Source organism: Sedimenticola selenatireducens, from assembly GCF_007625115.1.
GTDB classification, from domain to species: domain Bacteria; phylum Pseudomonadota; class Gammaproteobacteria; order Chromatiales; family Chromatiaceae; genus Sedimenticola; species Sedimenticola selenatireducens_A.
The window spans coordinates 101,214-116,455 of the sequence record NZ_VMNH01000013.1; the positions used below are offsets into that span (position 1 = coordinate 101,214).

Annotated in this window: 10 protein-coding genes; 5 read left to right on the plus strand and 5 right to left on the minus strand. The window is 48.5% G+C overall.

Features of this window, described 5'->3' with window-relative positions; all coding sequences use genetic code 11:
• Nucleotides 1–71: 71 nt before the first annotated feature.
• Nucleotides 72–1,028, minus strand: coding sequence for an MBL fold metallo-hydrolase (locus FHP88_RS11510; protein ID WP_144359221.1), 957 nt, complete (start codon nucleotides 1,026–1,028; stop codon nucleotides 72–74).
• A 432-nt stretch (nucleotides 1,029–1,460) separates the two neighbouring features.
• Nucleotides 1,461–1,943, minus strand: a complete 483-nt coding sequence (locus FHP88_RS11515; RefSeq protein ID WP_144359222.1) for a MarR family winged helix-turn-helix transcriptional regulator — start codon at nucleotides 1,941–1,943, stop codon at nucleotides 1,461–1,463.
• Nucleotides 1,944–2,240: 297 nt separating this feature from the next.
• Between FHP88_RS11515 and dinB the strand changes: the two genes are divergently transcribed.
• Nucleotides 2,241–3,434 (plus strand): DNA polymerase IV, encoded by a 1,194-nt coding sequence (gene dinB, locus FHP88_RS11520; RefSeq protein ID WP_144359223.1) that lies wholly within the window; start codon nucleotides 2,241–2,243, stop codon nucleotides 3,432–3,434.
• Between the two features lie 28 nt (nucleotides 3,435–3,462).
• Here dinB and FHP88_RS11525 read toward each other — a convergent pair whose 3' ends face one another.
• Complete coding sequence (locus FHP88_RS11525; RefSeq protein ID WP_144359224.1) at nucleotides 3,463–5,499, minus strand: M1 family metallopeptidase; 2,037 nt, start codon at nucleotides 5,497–5,499, stop codon at nucleotides 3,463–3,465.
• A gap of 170 nt (nucleotides 5,500–5,669) precedes the next feature.
• Here FHP88_RS11525 and FHP88_RS11530 point away from each other — a divergent pair, with 170 nt between their 5' ends.
• Nucleotides 5,670–6,857, plus strand: a complete 1,188-nt coding sequence (locus FHP88_RS11530) for a ChaN family lipoprotein (RefSeq protein WP_144359225.1) — start codon at nucleotides 5,670–5,672, stop codon at nucleotides 6,855–6,857.
• A gap of 153 nt (nucleotides 6,858–7,010) precedes the next feature.
• On the opposite strand, the gene FHP88_RS11535 is transcribed toward FHP88_RS11530, so the two are convergent.
• Together FHP88_RS11535 and FHP88_RS11540 are read right to left on the minus strand one after the other, a co-directional pair.
• Nucleotides 7,011–7,220: a cold-shock protein gene (locus FHP88_RS11535; protein WP_029132379.1), complete on the minus strand. Its 210-nt coding sequence runs from the start codon at nucleotides 7,218–7,220 to the stop codon at nucleotides 7,011–7,013.
• 377 nt (nucleotides 7,221–7,597) lie between these two features.
• A complete protein-coding gene (locus tag FHP88_RS11540; RefSeq protein ID WP_144359226.1) occupies nucleotides 7,598–8,548 on the minus strand; it encodes a LysR family transcriptional regulator in 951 nt (316 codons plus the stop codon).
• A 232-nt stretch (nucleotides 8,549–8,780) separates the two neighbouring features.
• Between FHP88_RS11540 and FHP88_RS11545 the strand changes: the two genes are divergently transcribed.
• The 3 genes from FHP88_RS11545 (at nucleotide 8,781) to tpx (ending at nucleotide 15,162) form a co-directional block, all read left to right on the plus strand.
• On the plus strand, nucleotides 8,781–9,656 hold the full coding sequence (locus FHP88_RS11545; RefSeq protein WP_260843263.1) for a (Fe-S)-binding protein: 876 nt from the start codon (nucleotides 8,781–8,783) through the stop codon (nucleotides 9,654–9,656).
• A 67-nt stretch (nucleotides 9,657–9,723) separates the two neighbouring features.
• Nucleotides 9,724–14,637 carry a 2-oxoacid:acceptor oxidoreductase family protein gene (locus tag FHP88_RS11550; RefSeq protein ID WP_144359227.1) on the plus strand — a complete coding sequence of 1,638 codons (4,914 nt, stop codon included), beginning with the start codon at nucleotides 9,724–9,726 and terminating at the stop codon, nucleotides 14,635–14,637.
• A 24-nt stretch (nucleotides 14,638–14,661) separates the two neighbouring features.
• Nucleotides 14,662–15,162, plus strand: coding sequence for a thiol peroxidase (gene tpx / locus FHP88_RS11555; RefSeq protein WP_144359228.1), 501 nt, complete (start codon nucleotides 14,662–14,664; stop codon nucleotides 15,160–15,162).
• The last annotated feature ends 80 nt before the right edge of the window (nucleotides 15,163–15,242 follow it).

The following is a 15,242-nucleotide window of genomic DNA, read 5'->3' on the forward strand; positions in this document are numbered from 1 at the left end:
ATCTTGCGATCCTCCTCGTTTGGCTTTCCGCCTTCTAATTTTATTCAGGCCCTCCCGAAGGAGGGCGCTAATCAAAGTGCGTCTTGCAATGAGTGCCACATCTCGGTATCGCGTTCAGCGGTCCAGATGCGTGGATCGGGGTATTCACCAGCCTCATCGAAGGCACGGGTAATATCAAAGGGGAGGCAGTGCTCAAAAATTACCCAGTCACCAAATTTTGGTTTGAGTACCTGATAGGTTTCGGTATAGATCTCGTTCAACGCCTTGCCTTCGGAACGCCCTTTTTTAACACTCTCGAACATCTGGGTGAGGAAATCCTGAGTGCCACTAATGGCAGCTTCAACTGTTTCGGGGGTGGTCAAGGCATCGCCACGACCTGGAACCAGTTTTTCAGCGCCCAGTGCGCGGACATTGGCCAGGGTCTGGGGCCAATCGGTCAGATAGGCGTCGCCGGTGTAAGGCGTGGCACCAAACTCTACCAGGTCGCCGCTAAACAAGATCTTCTCTTCAGGTAACCAGACTACGATGTCACCCTTGGTGTGGCCGCGACCGACATGCATCAGTTCAACACGACGCTTACCCATCCAGAGGGTCATGGCGCTTTCAAAGGTCAGGGTTGGCCAGGTGAGGCCAGGTACGGATTCAACGCCCTGGAAGAGCCGTGGAAAACGACCGACTTCGGAATCAAAATCAAACTGGCCGCGCTCAACAATCAGGTCATAGGTCGCCTGGCTGGCAATGATCTGCTTGGGATTATAGGCCGAAGCCCCCATGACCCGAACGGCATGGTAGTGAGACAGCACCACATATTCGATTGGCTTGTCCGTCACTTCGCGAATCCGGCGAATAACATCCTGCGCCATGTCGGGTGTGGCCTGGGTATCAATCACCATAACGCTGTCATCACCGATGATGATGCCGGTGTTGGGATCACCCTCAGCGGTATAGGCGTAGACGCCTTCGGCCAGTTTATCGAATGATACGTTCTTCTCTTCGACGTCAGCATGGGATGCGAATTTCTTACTCATTGCGTGATACCTTCAGTTGATTCGGTCTGTGGAACATTGGTTACCAATGAAACGGCAAAAAATGACAAATGTCAGTTGTTATTGTAAATATAGTTGCATACGTAACTAATAACAACACTGGATATTGTGGGTTTATTGGCATTTCATCCTGCCAAAAGTATAGTTCTTGATATTACGCGGATGACTCGTTTCCCCTGTCAGGAATACCGGGACAGAGGAGGGAGGGCAATGCTAACCGGCCTTATTTGTTATAACAAACTGAATAATAAGGCTAATTAAGTTAGCCTACTTGTAGGCTTGATGATTCGAGTTAAACTGGATGTTAAATACGGATGTTTGATGCAGAATGAAGGAGGTTATCGGTTGTTTCGAGTCTGAAAGATCAATCTCAGCCATTCAGTAGAGACGGTATCGCTGTTAATAGTTTAAAGATTATTCGGTGGCACAGAGTTCACGTGCACGGATCTCCAGTTTGCGCAGGAGTTCGTCAAACTCTTTCATCTCTTTGGCATTAAAAGGAGTGAGCAGTTGTCTTTCTCGTTCAAGGGCAAGCGGTACTATCTGTTGATAGACCTTCATTCCTTTAGCTGCCAAACGAAGCTGCGACTTGCGGCGATCCTTTTTGTCGGTCTTTCTCAGCACTCGCCCTGATTTGGTAAGGCTGGAAACGGCACGACTGACTTGCACCTTGTCCATATTAGTGCGTTCACAAATCTCATTGGCGGACAGGGGTTGGTAATTCCCCAATACGGCAATTACTCTCCACTCCATAATGCTGATATTAAAGCGTTCAGAGTAGATTGTGGCGATGCTGCCGGAGACAAAGTTGCTTAGCACCGAGAGCCGGTATGGAATAAAATTTTCAAGCTCAACGCGAGGCTCGTCACTGTTGTGGGTTGTATTGTTCTGAGACAATTTACTACTCCAATGGGCAGGTTCGTTTGATAACCGTAATTATGTGATGCTTCACGCTAGCGACCAACGTATGGCCGATAGATCCGCCGCAACAACTTCTCTTAGAAAGCAGAGTCGTCCCTGGTATAAACGGTGTCTGTATTGTAAGTCAACTCAGTGTAATCTATCCACTTTTTACTGCCTCGACAAGCGGGTTGGACGTAATAGGTGACGTAGATTGGCGGGCTCAACCGTAATTCAGTGAAAAAGTCTATCCGACCTATTTGGTGGGAAATTAGGAAGCCGGTACAATAAAGCATGCAAGAAAAATTAGCGCCACGATTGATTGCTCATGTCGACATGGATGCCTTTTTTGCATCTATTGAGCAGAGAGATCGTCCCGAATGCAGGAGTAGGCCAGTAGTGGTTGGCGCACTCCCAGGCAATCGCGGTGTAGTCTCCACTTGTTCTTACGAGGCCCGTGAATTCGGGATTCGTTCCGCAATGCCGATTGCCGAGGCCTATCGCCGTTGTCCAAATGCGACTTTTCTTAAGCCTAATATGCGGAGTTATTCAGAGGCTTCGGATAAAGTCATGGCTATTCTGGCTTCAATCTCTCCAGTTGTTGAACAGGTTTCTGTCGATGAGGCCTATCTGGATATCAGTGGTTTGGAGCGCCTGCACGGTTCACCCGAAACCATTGGGCGTAAAATTAAAGCGGCTGTCTGGCAGGCAACCGAATTGAGTTGTTCCGTCGGTGTGGGCAGCAATCGGTTAATCGCCAAGTTGGCTTCTGAACACAATAAGCCAGATGGGTTGACGGTGGTTTTAGCCGATCAAATAGTGGCATTTTTAGATCCAATGCCCGTTGCCAATCTGCGGGGTGTGGGTCCTCAAACACTCAAAACAGTTCAGCGTCTGGGTATTCGAACAGTGAGACAATTGCGCGAATATACCCTCGAGTCATTGCAGCACTATTTTGGCGAAAAGATGGGAGGGGGGCTCTATCGGCAGGCCAGGGGAGAAGCGTCAGCTCATGTTGGGGTACGTGGGGAGCGTTCGTCGATTTCCAAGGAGACAACCTTTGGAGAGGATACAAAAGATTTGCGAAAACTTCGGGACACGCTCAGGCAACTGACTGCGGAAGTGGGTCGAACCTTGCGGAGAGAAGGGCTGAAAGGCCAAGTGGTATCGATTAAAGTGCGACTTCCTGGCTTTGAAACCTATACACGACAGCGCCGTTTAGCCTTTGCAGAAGACAGGGATAGTATGCTGTTTACCGTAGCCTGGGAGCTTTTTGCAACTTCGGGGAAAATGGGTCAGCCGATTCGTCTGATAGGGATGGGTGTCTCTGATTGGGGGGAAGGCAGTGGTACCATGCTGGATCTGTTTGATTCAACGCAACCCTCTGATCGTGATCACCGTCTCTATAGCATGATGGATGAGGCTACGGATCGCTTTGGCAAAGGCAAGCTATCGCTGGGAATACCGGATAAAAAACCGAAGTCATAAGCGATATTTCATTGCTGCAGGAGATCGCTTACTGAGTATAGTCTGTCAGGGGGCTATGGTCTCTTATCTGACCCATAGGCCCTGGGTAGTTCTTTTGGATACGCTGTGATAAGGCGCTGTCACCAACCTCCCATTCACCGCGTTGAGTTATCTGTGGCTGGTTGCCATTGAACAAGGCATAACTATAACGTCCATAATGAGGTAGTTTTTTGGCCAGTCCCCCTATAGCCTCGATCGAATCACTATGAATGTAGCCCAGGGTCTGGTTGGGGTGCACGGCGTTGGTTTGAGTCAAAGCTAGGCTGCTGGCCCCCTGAGTGATTTCGCTATTGGTTACCAAGTGACTAAAGTGATCAGCAAATCGGTTTCTCGCACCGATAATCCACAGGTGCCCTTGTTGTGGTAAGGCATTAATCTGATTATCCCATAGGTAAGTGAGTCCTGGTTGACGTTGCTGCCACTGAGTAACTAACGCTTGATAGGCCTGTTTAAGTTCTCCTGGATCATTACTGGGCAGTATTGCCATTATCTTTTGGCTTCCAAACAGTTGACCCAGGTTGCTGGGGATCTCACTGGGATCTGGTCTTCGGAAAAGATCAAATAACGGATCGATGGATACACTGACCGGCGAAGTTGCCGTATCAATAACCCATGTGGTTTTTCGATTTTTCATCTCCAAAGTATGCCGCTCGGTCTGATTTAGCCCCTCGCCAACCACGAAAAGAGGAATCTTGAGCCAGTAGGGACTTTCTGATTGTGTCTGTTCAACGGTAATTGAAAGCTTTGTGCGGTTTTCTGCTTGTATGATATTTACTTTAGACAGCTTCAGGGTCGGTGCACCTGTGCGTGTAAGCCATTGCTCGAAGAAAGGTTTGAGTGATTGACCCGAGACGGATTCAAAACTCTCCCTGATCTGGGCAAATCCTGCTTTACGGAATTTATAGTTTTTATAAAATTGTTGCAGTCCCCTTATGAACAGTTCGTCGCCTATCTCATTGCGAAGCATATGAAATAACATGAGCGTCTTTCCATAACCAATCGATTGACTGATCTGTCCTTGATTGCCGCGGAAATGTATAAGCGGAAAATCATCTTGCGCCCTTACATAGTTGGCATAATTTTGAAGTGTATTTCTTCTGTATTTTGCGCCTTCTCCCTGCTGCTCTTTAATTAGATGGTCGGATAGATAGGTTGTGAGTCCTTCGCTCCAGTTTCCGGATGCTATATCTGTGTAGACTCCGTTCCCCCACCAGTTGTGTAGAATCTCATGAGGGTAGGAGGTGTGAATGATAAACGGGAGTTGTATTACGCGAGGCCCCAAAAGCGTAAAAGAAGGCATGCCGTAGCCACTCTCCCAGAAGTTTTCTACCAATGCGAATTTAGTGTAAGGATAGGGACCAATCAGTTTTTCGTACTGTGATAAATAGTCAAAGGTTGCCAGTAGATAGCGCTTTGCCAAGGTGGGGTTATTGTCGCGCAGATAAACCTCGGCAAGGGTGCTGCCTTCTGCCATATTGTAATAATGATAGGGGGCGGCAATGAGGTAGATCTCTTCCTGGGGTTGTTGCTCTTCCCAGCCATTATGTCCAGGAAGCGATCTACCTTGGCTTACTGATCGCCAACCATCAGGCAGTTTTACCTGCATTTTGAAGCTGATCAGGGCATCCGCTACCTGTGGATACCAGTAACTCGTTGCGCTGAGAAATACGCCTTGGATCGATATTTTTCCTGGCGTGGATTGGCGCAGTGATGATGATTCGCCTTCGGCACTGAGTGCATGGGCAATAGTGCCTGCGTATTTGAGCGTGACTTTTTGTGAAGGGGTTGAGAAATGTACTTGGTATTGTCTGATAGGGACAGATCCTTGTAATAGCGCCCCCTTTGTCAGAGTGCCTGCGTCATCAATTAGAGCGACAGATAGGTCGGCATGAAGTAAAAACGAAATTACACGAGTATCTTCAACGAGATGAATGGTATCTATCGCGATCAAATCGCCTGATTCGGGGTGAATCTCTACCTGTAGATTATGATGTACAAGTGATTCATGTGGAGTGGAGCTGAGCACAGGCGAACAGAAAAGTAACAGAAGCGCGATATACCTTCTGATAGTATGGATAAGCTGAGTGTTGTAAGTGGTGCGCGGGCTTTTTGAATATAACAAGGTGTGAACCTCTTTTGAATCAATCCACTTTTGAAGTGTCAGAGTGCCTTACGTGAAGTTGAAGTGAGATAGTTATGGTTATAGCACGATATCCCTTTTTGCTGGTGATGATTATGTCGGTGCAGATGCTGACAGCATGTGGAAACGCGCTTGTACATGAGCCGGTAGTGAGATCGACTGGGCATGAAACAGTCGATGTGCCGCCTGTAACAGCGGCGAGTGCTTCTTTGCTGGATCTGAATGCGACCAAAGATATCAAGGCATTGATTCCGGATCTGCTTACTAAGCGCGTAATCTATATCGGTGAAACGCACGACAATTATAGTCATCACATGGCTCAATTGGAGATTATCACTGCATTGAGGTTTGCCGGTGTAGATCTTGCTATAGGAATGGAGATGTTCCAAAGGCCGTTCCACCCGTATCTTGATGACTATATAGGCGGTGTCATCACCGAAGCAGAGATGTTACGTAAAACAGAATGGTACGAGCGCTGGTCCTATGATTATCGCCACTATCGCCCGATACTCACTTTTGCAAAAACACACGCCATTCCGGTTATCGCTCTGAATACCCCGCGCGAAATTACAGGCCAAGTCTCACAGAAGGGTATTGAATCATTATCCGATCAGCAACGAAAACAAATACCAGTCGATATTGATTATTCAGACAGCGCCTATACTGAGCGATTGCGCAGTATATTCATGCAGCATGGAGAAAAGGCCGATCGTAACTTCGAGCGTTTTTTACAGGTTCAGTTGTTATGGGATGAGGGTATGGCTGAGCGGATTGCGAGTTTTCTCAAAGATAATCCCGGTAAGCATCTTGTAGTCCTGGCTGGTAGCGGTCATCTTATGTATGGTTCGGGTATTCCCAGTCGTGTTGAGCGGAGAGTGCCAGTTTCTTCCGCCATTATCTTGCCGGGTGGTGAGCTGAGGATTGAGCCGGAGATCGCAGATTACGTGATTTTTCCACAAAAAGTCAGTTTGCCATCAGCCGCATTAATGGGGATCTACATGGAGCCAGCAGATATTGGTGTTCGTGTCAGCGGCGTTGCCGACGATGGCGCAGCAAATAAGGCCGGTGTCGAAAAGGGTGACATCATTCTTTCCTTTGACGAACTGAACGTAACGGCACCAGCAGATTTAAGGATTGGCTTGTTGGATAAACGGCCTGGTGATCAGGTTAGAATCGAGATACTCAGAAAGAGTGTGCTTTTTGGGGAGAAAAAAGTATCACTGGATCTGATTCTTGGTGAATGATCCGATTGCCCGAATAACTGCTGATTAATATTTTTAAACAGCAGGGACTCCTTTCAGCGCTCGGTAAATGATCCGATTCTGAGGGAAGAGAGGAGCTTGTAAAGCAATTCACCGGAGGTGCTTACACACCCCCGGTGAATAAATGTTTGTAGCTTAAACGATGGTTACGTTTTCAGCCTGGGGACCTTTTTGACCCTGAGTCACTTCAAAAGTGACCTTCTGTCCTTCTGCCAGTGTGCGACGGCCAGTACCATTGATGGCACGGAAGTGAACGAATACATCAGAACCGCCTTCGCGCTCGATGAAACCAAATCCTTTGTCATCGTTAAACCACTTAACGACACCGGTAACTAAATCAGACATATAACCCTCGTACTATATATAACAGCGCCAACTGAGTTGGCATTTCAAAAAAACACTGGCCCTTCGAATGTTGCCGGTGTGCGATAACGCGTCCATCTATCTCAAATTTAGATAGATGGAAAAGATCCCAGGATACCTCGACTCTTTTCCATCTACCCACTAACCAGTGCCAGTATAATTTTGATCATACTCAGGCGGGTTATTCTTTCAATTTCAGCAACCTGCGTTAATTCGTCTCATTCTCCATGTGGTTTGTTCAGGAGTCAAGAACTAAATACAGATCTATTAATACGCTAAAGCGTTGTTTTGTAATGGTCATGGTTTAGTTAAAATTACTATAATTAACAAATAGATAAAGGTGATGCCGGTAGTATGCGTTAGAGTATTTCTGCCGTTAAATCTGTCGCACTATCGCCTTCATAACATGCTTCCATGAGGTCAATGAAACGTTTTGCTTGAGGTGACAGGTATTTGCCGCGGCGCAGCACGATACCGTAGGTTCGCTTGGGAAAATATTCATCCAATGGAATTTTTACCAGCTTCTCCTCACCCGTCAGACATACGTCGGTAACAATAGAGATACCCATCCCCAATTCAACGTACTTTTTGATCACTTCCCAGCCGCCGGCTTCGAGTCCGGTTTTCGCTATCAGCTCATGCTGACGGAATACCAGATCAACCATTCTCCAGGTCGTTAAACTTGGCGGCGGCAGAATCAAGCCATAGGGGGCGATATCCTTAAGTGAGACAGATTGTTTTTCGGCCAACGGATGACCCAGTGGAACGATTAGCTCGGGCGAATAGGTGACCAGCGGTTTGTAGACGATGTCGTCGGGGACATCCAGCATCGACCCCACAGCAAAATCGGCTTCATCGGCGCGCAGTCTTGAAAGACCATCACGTCCGCCTGTTACGTTGTGGAGCTTGACCCTGATTTTAGGGTGCTGTTCCATAAAAAGTTTAAGTGGCTTTGGTATGACGTACAGAATAGTGGACTCACCGGCGGCAATATTCAGATCGCCTGCCTCAAGTAATCCTTGTTGTGCAATGAAGGTTTCATGCAATTTATCCATACCCTCAACTAATGGCTGTGAGAGTTTAAACAGGATTTTGCCTTCCGGTGTTAAACGAATTTTTGGCCCACGTCGTTCAAACAATACTGTCTCAAGTTCTCTTTCAAGGGCTTGGATCTGTAATGAGACAGTGGGCTGGCTAAGAAAAACCTTATCAGCAGCCTCACTGATACTGCCCGTTCTTGCTGCATGGCAAAAAGCGCGTAACTGCTTGAGTCTATTCTGTTTGTAATATATTGGCGCGGGTGAAGCCATGATGCTCTCTTGTTACTTTATTGCTGATGTTAATAGTAAGCATTGAAATAATTGGCCTGTCAAATACCACATTTTCTACTACACTTTGCTGCACTTGCGATAACGCGCCTGATAAATTCAAGTAAAAGTTATACAAGGGATTGATATTTATAGGAAATAAATAGTATTACTTGTAACTATTAAGTATTTTTATCCGGCCATTAACTGTAGTTTAGTTTGAGGTGCCACTTTAATGACCGATGTCACCAGCATTGCTATCTCCGTTGGCTTTATGGCTTTGCTTGGCTCTGTTCTGGCAATGGTTCTTATTTTAGCCAACAAGCGCCTCTTTGTTTATGAAGATCCCCGCATTGATGATGTTGAAGATCTATTGCCTCGAGCCAACTGTGGTGCCTGTGGTAGTCCAGGTTGCAGGCCGTTTGCTGAAGGATTGATCGTCGGCACCTTTCAGCCAGCACAGTGTACCGTTAATTCCAAAGAGGCGAACAAATTAATTGCGGATTACCTCGGTGTGGATTTGGGTGCCGAGAATAAACGAGTAGCTCGCCTTGCCTGTGCAGGTGGTTCGCATGTTGCCTTTATCCGCGCAAGCTATGCTGGATTAAACTCCTGTCGTGCAGCTGCCCTGGTATCCGGGGGTGGTAAAGGTTGTGCCTGGGGATGTCTCGGTATGGGTGATTGCGCGGTTGTCTGTGATTTCGATGCAATCACCATGAATAAGTACGGCCTGCCGATTGTCAATGAAGATCGCTGCACAGCCTGTAATGATTGTGTTGAGGTGTGTCCAAAAGATCTGTTTGAGCTCCACTCCATCAATGAGCAGTTGTTTGTAGCCTGTAAAAATCTTGAAAAAGGCGAAGAGGCCGAGAACGAGTGCGAAGTGATCTGCACCGCCTGTGAGCGTTGTGCCGTGGATTCACCCGAAGGTTTGATCACAATGCAGAATAACCTGGCGGTTATTGATTACAGCAAAAATGATCTGGCCTCAAAGGTTGCTATAGAGCGTTGTCCAACAGGAGCGATTGTCTGGTTTGATAAGCAGGGTGGTTATCAAGTGGGTAAAGATGCCAAGAAAATTATCCGCAAAGAGATGCTGCCCATCGGGTAGTAAAAGATTTTTCAGTTGGACTGCCAGCAGTGATGGTTGATCCCGAATTGTAGAAGAGGAAGTATCCATGTTCGGTAAAAAAGAGCAAAAGCAGTTTAAGTATCCGGGTATCCGCATGGCGATGGATGGCAACACCGCAGTCATCATGTGCGAGAGAGAGGCGTCTGATGCTGCCGGGGCCTATCCTATTACTCCCTCGACACAGATGGGTGAATATTGGGCAGAAGAGGTGGCGAAAGGCCATATCAATGTAGCTGGCAAGCCCTTGATATTCGTTGAACCTGAATCCGAACATGCCGCTGCTGCAGTGACCGCCGGTATGGCGATGACGGGATTGCGCGCCACCAACTTCTCCTCTGCACAGGGCGTGGCTTTCATGCATGAGTCGCTCTATGCCGCAGTGGGCAAGCGTCTACCTTACGTGCTTAATATTGGTACCCGGGCTATCACCAAGGCCTCTTTGAATGTTCATTGTGGACACGACGATTACCACTGTATTGATGATACGGGTTTCTTCCAGGTCTTTGGTGCGGATGCCCAAGAGGCCGCTGATCTTAATCTGATTAGTCGGAAGATTGCTGAATTGAGTTTGACGCCGGCGGCTGTAGCACAAGACGGTTTTCTGACGACTCATCTGATTGAGCCGGTGATGGTGCCGGAGCGCGAATTGATCGAAGAGTTCTGTGGACGCCCTGATGATATCATCACCTGTCCCACTCCTTCACAAAAGATGATCTACGGCGAGAAGCGTCGCCGCGTACCTGAAGTGTGGAACGTCGATAACCCCATGCTCTCTGGATCAGTACAGAATCAGGACGCCTATATGCAGGCTGTTGCCGCGCAACGTCCTTATTTCTTTGATCACATTTCAAATATTGCCGATCAGGTAATGGATGAGTATTACGAACTGACAGGCCGGCGTTATAACCGCGTTGGTCAGTATAAGATGGATGATGCCGATTACATCATTGCCGGACAGGGTTCAATGATTGTTCAGGCACAGGCGGTGGCTGATTATCTGCGTGAGACCCGCAAACTGAAAGTGGGTGTCATGAACCTCACCATGTATCGTCCATTCCCAGGTGATCTCATAGGCAAAGTGTTAAAGGGTCGTAAAGGAGTTGTGGTACTTGAGCGTACCGATCAGCCTTTGGCCGAAGATCTACCTATGATACGTGAGGTCCGTGCAGCGCTGACCAAGTGTATTGAGAATGGCGGATATTCCAGTGCGGATAAACCCTATCCTAATTATGAGTCGTACAAGGCAGGCCAAGCACCCGCGCTATTCTCCGGCTCCTATGGGTTGGGCTCGCGTGATTTGCAACCGGAAGGGTTGATCGGTGCAATCGAAAACATGTTGCCTGAGGGCAGAAAGCAGCGCTTCTTCTACCTGGGTGTGGATTTTGTTCGTGAGTCAGCGGATCCCAAGGCAGAGATACGCCAGCAGGAATTACTGGAGGCCTACCCGCATATCGCCAAGATGTCTATACGCGGTAGCGAAAACCCGGACCTGTTACCGAAAGAGGCCATTACGGTACGCATGCACTCAGTGGGTGGCTGGGGCGCTATCACCACGGGTAAGAACCTGGCGATGACGCTGTATGATCTTTTGGGTTATGACATTCGTGCCAATCCAAAATATGGTTCTGAGAAAAAAGGTCAGCCAACGACCTATTATCTGTCCGCTGCACCCGAACCCATTCGTCTGAACTGCGAGTATCATCATGTTGATGTGGTGTTGTCGCCGGATCCCAATGTATTCCTGCACTCTAATCCGCTGTATGGATTGAAAGAGGGTGGTTTCTTCATTATCCAGAGTCATCTGGAGACTGAAGCAGAGGTGTGGGCGCAGATCCCGGTGAAATATCAGAAGTACATTGTTGACCACAATATCCATGTCTACTTTGTTGATGGGTTCAAGATTGCCAAGGAGGAGGCGTCCGATGCAGAACTGCAATTCCGTATGCAGGGTAACGCCTTCCAGGGTGCCTTCTTTGCTGCTTCACCATTGCTTGAGCGTGCTCATCTTACCGAGCAAGGTCTTTTTGATGCCATTACCGCACAGCTGCGGGATAAGTTTGGTGGCAAGGGTGAGCGCGTAGTTGAGGACAATCTACGCGTTGTGCGTCGTGGCTTTGATGAGATCAGAGAGATCACCGATAAACAGATTGGCCTTACCCAGCAGGATATTCGCAAATCAGCCAATATTCCTGTCATGCTTCAGGAACTTCCAGAAGGTGATGGGAAACTATCCGATGTGCATCGTTTCTGGGAGCAGACGGGTTCTTTCTATATGAGCGGAATGGGCTCTGAAAATCTGGTTGATCCCTTCATGGCTACCAGTCTGATCCCGGCCGCTACCGGTATCTTCCGTGACATGACGCAGATCCGTTTTGACTATCCCAAATTTATCACAGAAAACTGTACCGCTTGTGGTGACTGTTATACCGCCTGTCCAGACAGTGCTATCCCAGGTCTGGTGAATAGTATCAGTGATATTTTTAACACCGCGATTGAGCGGATCGAAAAGAAGGGGACACCCACACTTTATCTGCGTCGTGAAAGCCGTAATGTTGAAAAGCGTCTGCGTGGGTTGATTGAAGAGCAGGGCGAGACGGCGGTTGTTTCCAAATTGCTTGATCAGGCCGTACTTGAATTGCTGGCTGAATCGGATCTGGATGAGCAGAAAAAGGCCGGACTGGAGCGCGAGTTTGGTCTATTCCTGGAATCCATCGGTGGCTTTGAATTCTCCGTTACCAAGCCTTATTACACCACGCGTGAGAAGAAGAACAAAGGCTCTGGTGGTCTCTTCTCTATCACCGTCAACCCATACACCTGTAAAGGCTGTATGGAGTGTGTGGAGGTGTGCGATGATGGTGCGCTGGTGGTTGATCTGCAGACCGAAGCGGCCGTTCAGAAGATGCAGCAGGATTGGAAATTCTGGATGGATCTACCTACCACCGATGCGGACTTTATCCGTATCGACGATCTGAATGAAAAGATTGGTGCGCTTGAAACCCTTCTGCTGGATAAGACCAACTATCAGTCTATGGTCTCCGGTGATGGCGCCTGTCTTGGGTGTGGTGAAAAGACCGCGATTCATCTCTTTACAGGTACCGCTACTGCGCTGATGCAACCAAGGGTCAAGGCGCATATTGCTGAGCTGGACGATTTGATTAATCGTCTGGAAACTCATATTCGCCTGAAACTGGCGGCGGGAATGGATCTTTCCAATACCGCAGCAATTAATGATGCGGTTGAAGAGAACAAAGACACCGATCTGACCTTGACCAATCTGGCGGCAACTCTGTCAGAAGGTAAAGTCGTTGATCCGGTTGATCCCAAGTGGCTGAGATGGGCGACCCAATTGCTGGAAAAGCTGCGCCATTTGAAGTGGCTCTATACGGACGGCCAGACCAACCAAGGTCGTGCCACCATGGGTATCATTAATTCGACGGGTTGTACCTCGGTCTGGGGTTCTACCTTCCCGTTCAACCCGTATCCCTTCCCATGGACTAGCCACCTGTTCCAGGACAGTCCTTCAGTGGCGATGGGTATCTTTGAAGGCCACATGGCCAAGATGGCCGCAGGCTTCAAGACGATCCGTCAGGCCAAGCTGGAGTTGGAAGGTAAGTTCGATGCTGACATCCACGATGAATTCTTCACCTATTTTGACTGGAAAGGATTCAGTGAAGAAGAGTGGCTGCTCTGTCCGCCTGTTGTATCGATTGGTGGTGATGGTGCCATGTACGATATCGGCTTCCAGAATCTCTCCCGTGCCCTGGCCTCTGGCGTACCGATCAAGGTGTTGATCCTGGATACACAGGTCTATTCAAATACCGGTGGGCAGGCCTGTACCTCAGGTTTCGTCGGTCAGGTTGCCGATATGTCGCCCTACGGAAAGGCGTGGAAGGGTAAGACCGAAATCCGTAAAGAGATGGGTATCATTGGTATGGCACATCGTACCAGTTTTGTACTGCAGAGCTCTCAAGCCAACGTGACCCATCTGATTGAGGGTTTCATTGATGGTCTGAACAGTCGACGTCCCGCCATGTTCAACCTCTATACCACCTGTCAGCCAGAACATGGTGTGGCGGATGATGCCTCTGAAGCTCAGGCCAAGATGGCGTTGGAGTCACGCGCTTACCCGATGTTCCGATTCGATCCGGATGCGGGTGTGACCTTCAGTGAGTGCTGCAGTATCGAAGGCAACCCGGCAATCGATTCCGATTGGCCGACCTATTCACTGACCTACCAGGATGAAAAAGGCAAAGAGGCGAAACTCGAGTTGCCGGTTACCTTTGCCGACTTCGCCTTCAGTGAAGGACGATTCCGCAAGCATTTCCGTGCCGTTCCCCAGGATGCCTGGAATGACGACATGGTCGAGCTGCATGAGTTCCTCAATATGGATGAGGATGATCGTGATGGTCGTTATCCCTACATCTGGGCGGTAGATAAAAAGAGTCACCTGATGCGGGTATTGGTGGCCCAGGAGATCGTACTCTCCTGTGAAGAACGCAGAACCTTCTGGCATCAGCTAAGATCACTTTCAGGTTACGGTGAAGGGGTGAGTGAGGCTGAGATCGTCAATCGCACCAAGGCTGAGATGGCGCAGAAACTGACCGCCAATCTACTGGCCATGGCGAATGATGGTGATATCAGTGCGTTGACTGATGCGCCTGCAGTGAGCAGTACTGGGGGCTCGGCACCTGCAGCTGCCAATGCGGCTGACTATGAGCCTGTGTGGATTGAAACACCGGAATGTACCACCTGTGACGAGTGTGTGGATATCGCGCCCGGTATCTTCCAGTACAACGACGACAAAATGGCAGTAGTAGTCAATCCGAAAGGCGGCAGCTATAAAGATATAGTCAAGGCCGCAGAAAAATGTACGGCCGGCTGTTTGCATCCCGGTACGCCCTGGGATGCGAATGAAAAGGATCTCGATAAACTGGTTAAGCGCGCAGCGAAGTACCAGTAATTCTAAACAACGAGGAGATAGAATATGGCTACAGTGACATTTTTAGGTAATCCGGTAACCACCAATGGTGATCTGCCGGCTGTGGGGAGTAAGGCACCAGAGTTCTCTCTGGCCAATAAAGAGTTGGCCAATATTGGTCTGGCCGATTTTGCTGGCAAGAAGCGTCTGCTGAATATTGTTCCGAGTCTGGATACGCCTACCTGCGCCATCTCGACCAAGAAGTTCAATGAATCTTTTGCCGGTCGTGATGATGCGGTTGCTATGGTGATTTCGGCTGATCTGCCTTTTGCACAAGGCCGTTTCTGTGAAACAGAAGGGCTGGAAAATGTAGTCACACTATCATTAATGCGTGGTAAGAACTTCGCCAAGGATTATGGTGTATTCATCAATGACGGTCCATTGATGGGTTTGACTTGTCGTGCGGTCGTGGTTGTCGATGAAAATGGCATTGTTACCTATACCCAACTGGTTCCAGAGATAGCCGATGAACCAGACTATGATGCAGCGCTTGAGGCGTTGAAATAAGGAGTGTACAACCTGGTGCCATCGCTGTAGGGGATGGCACTGTGTAGTACGCTCTGGCAGTAGAGATCAGCGGAGAGACA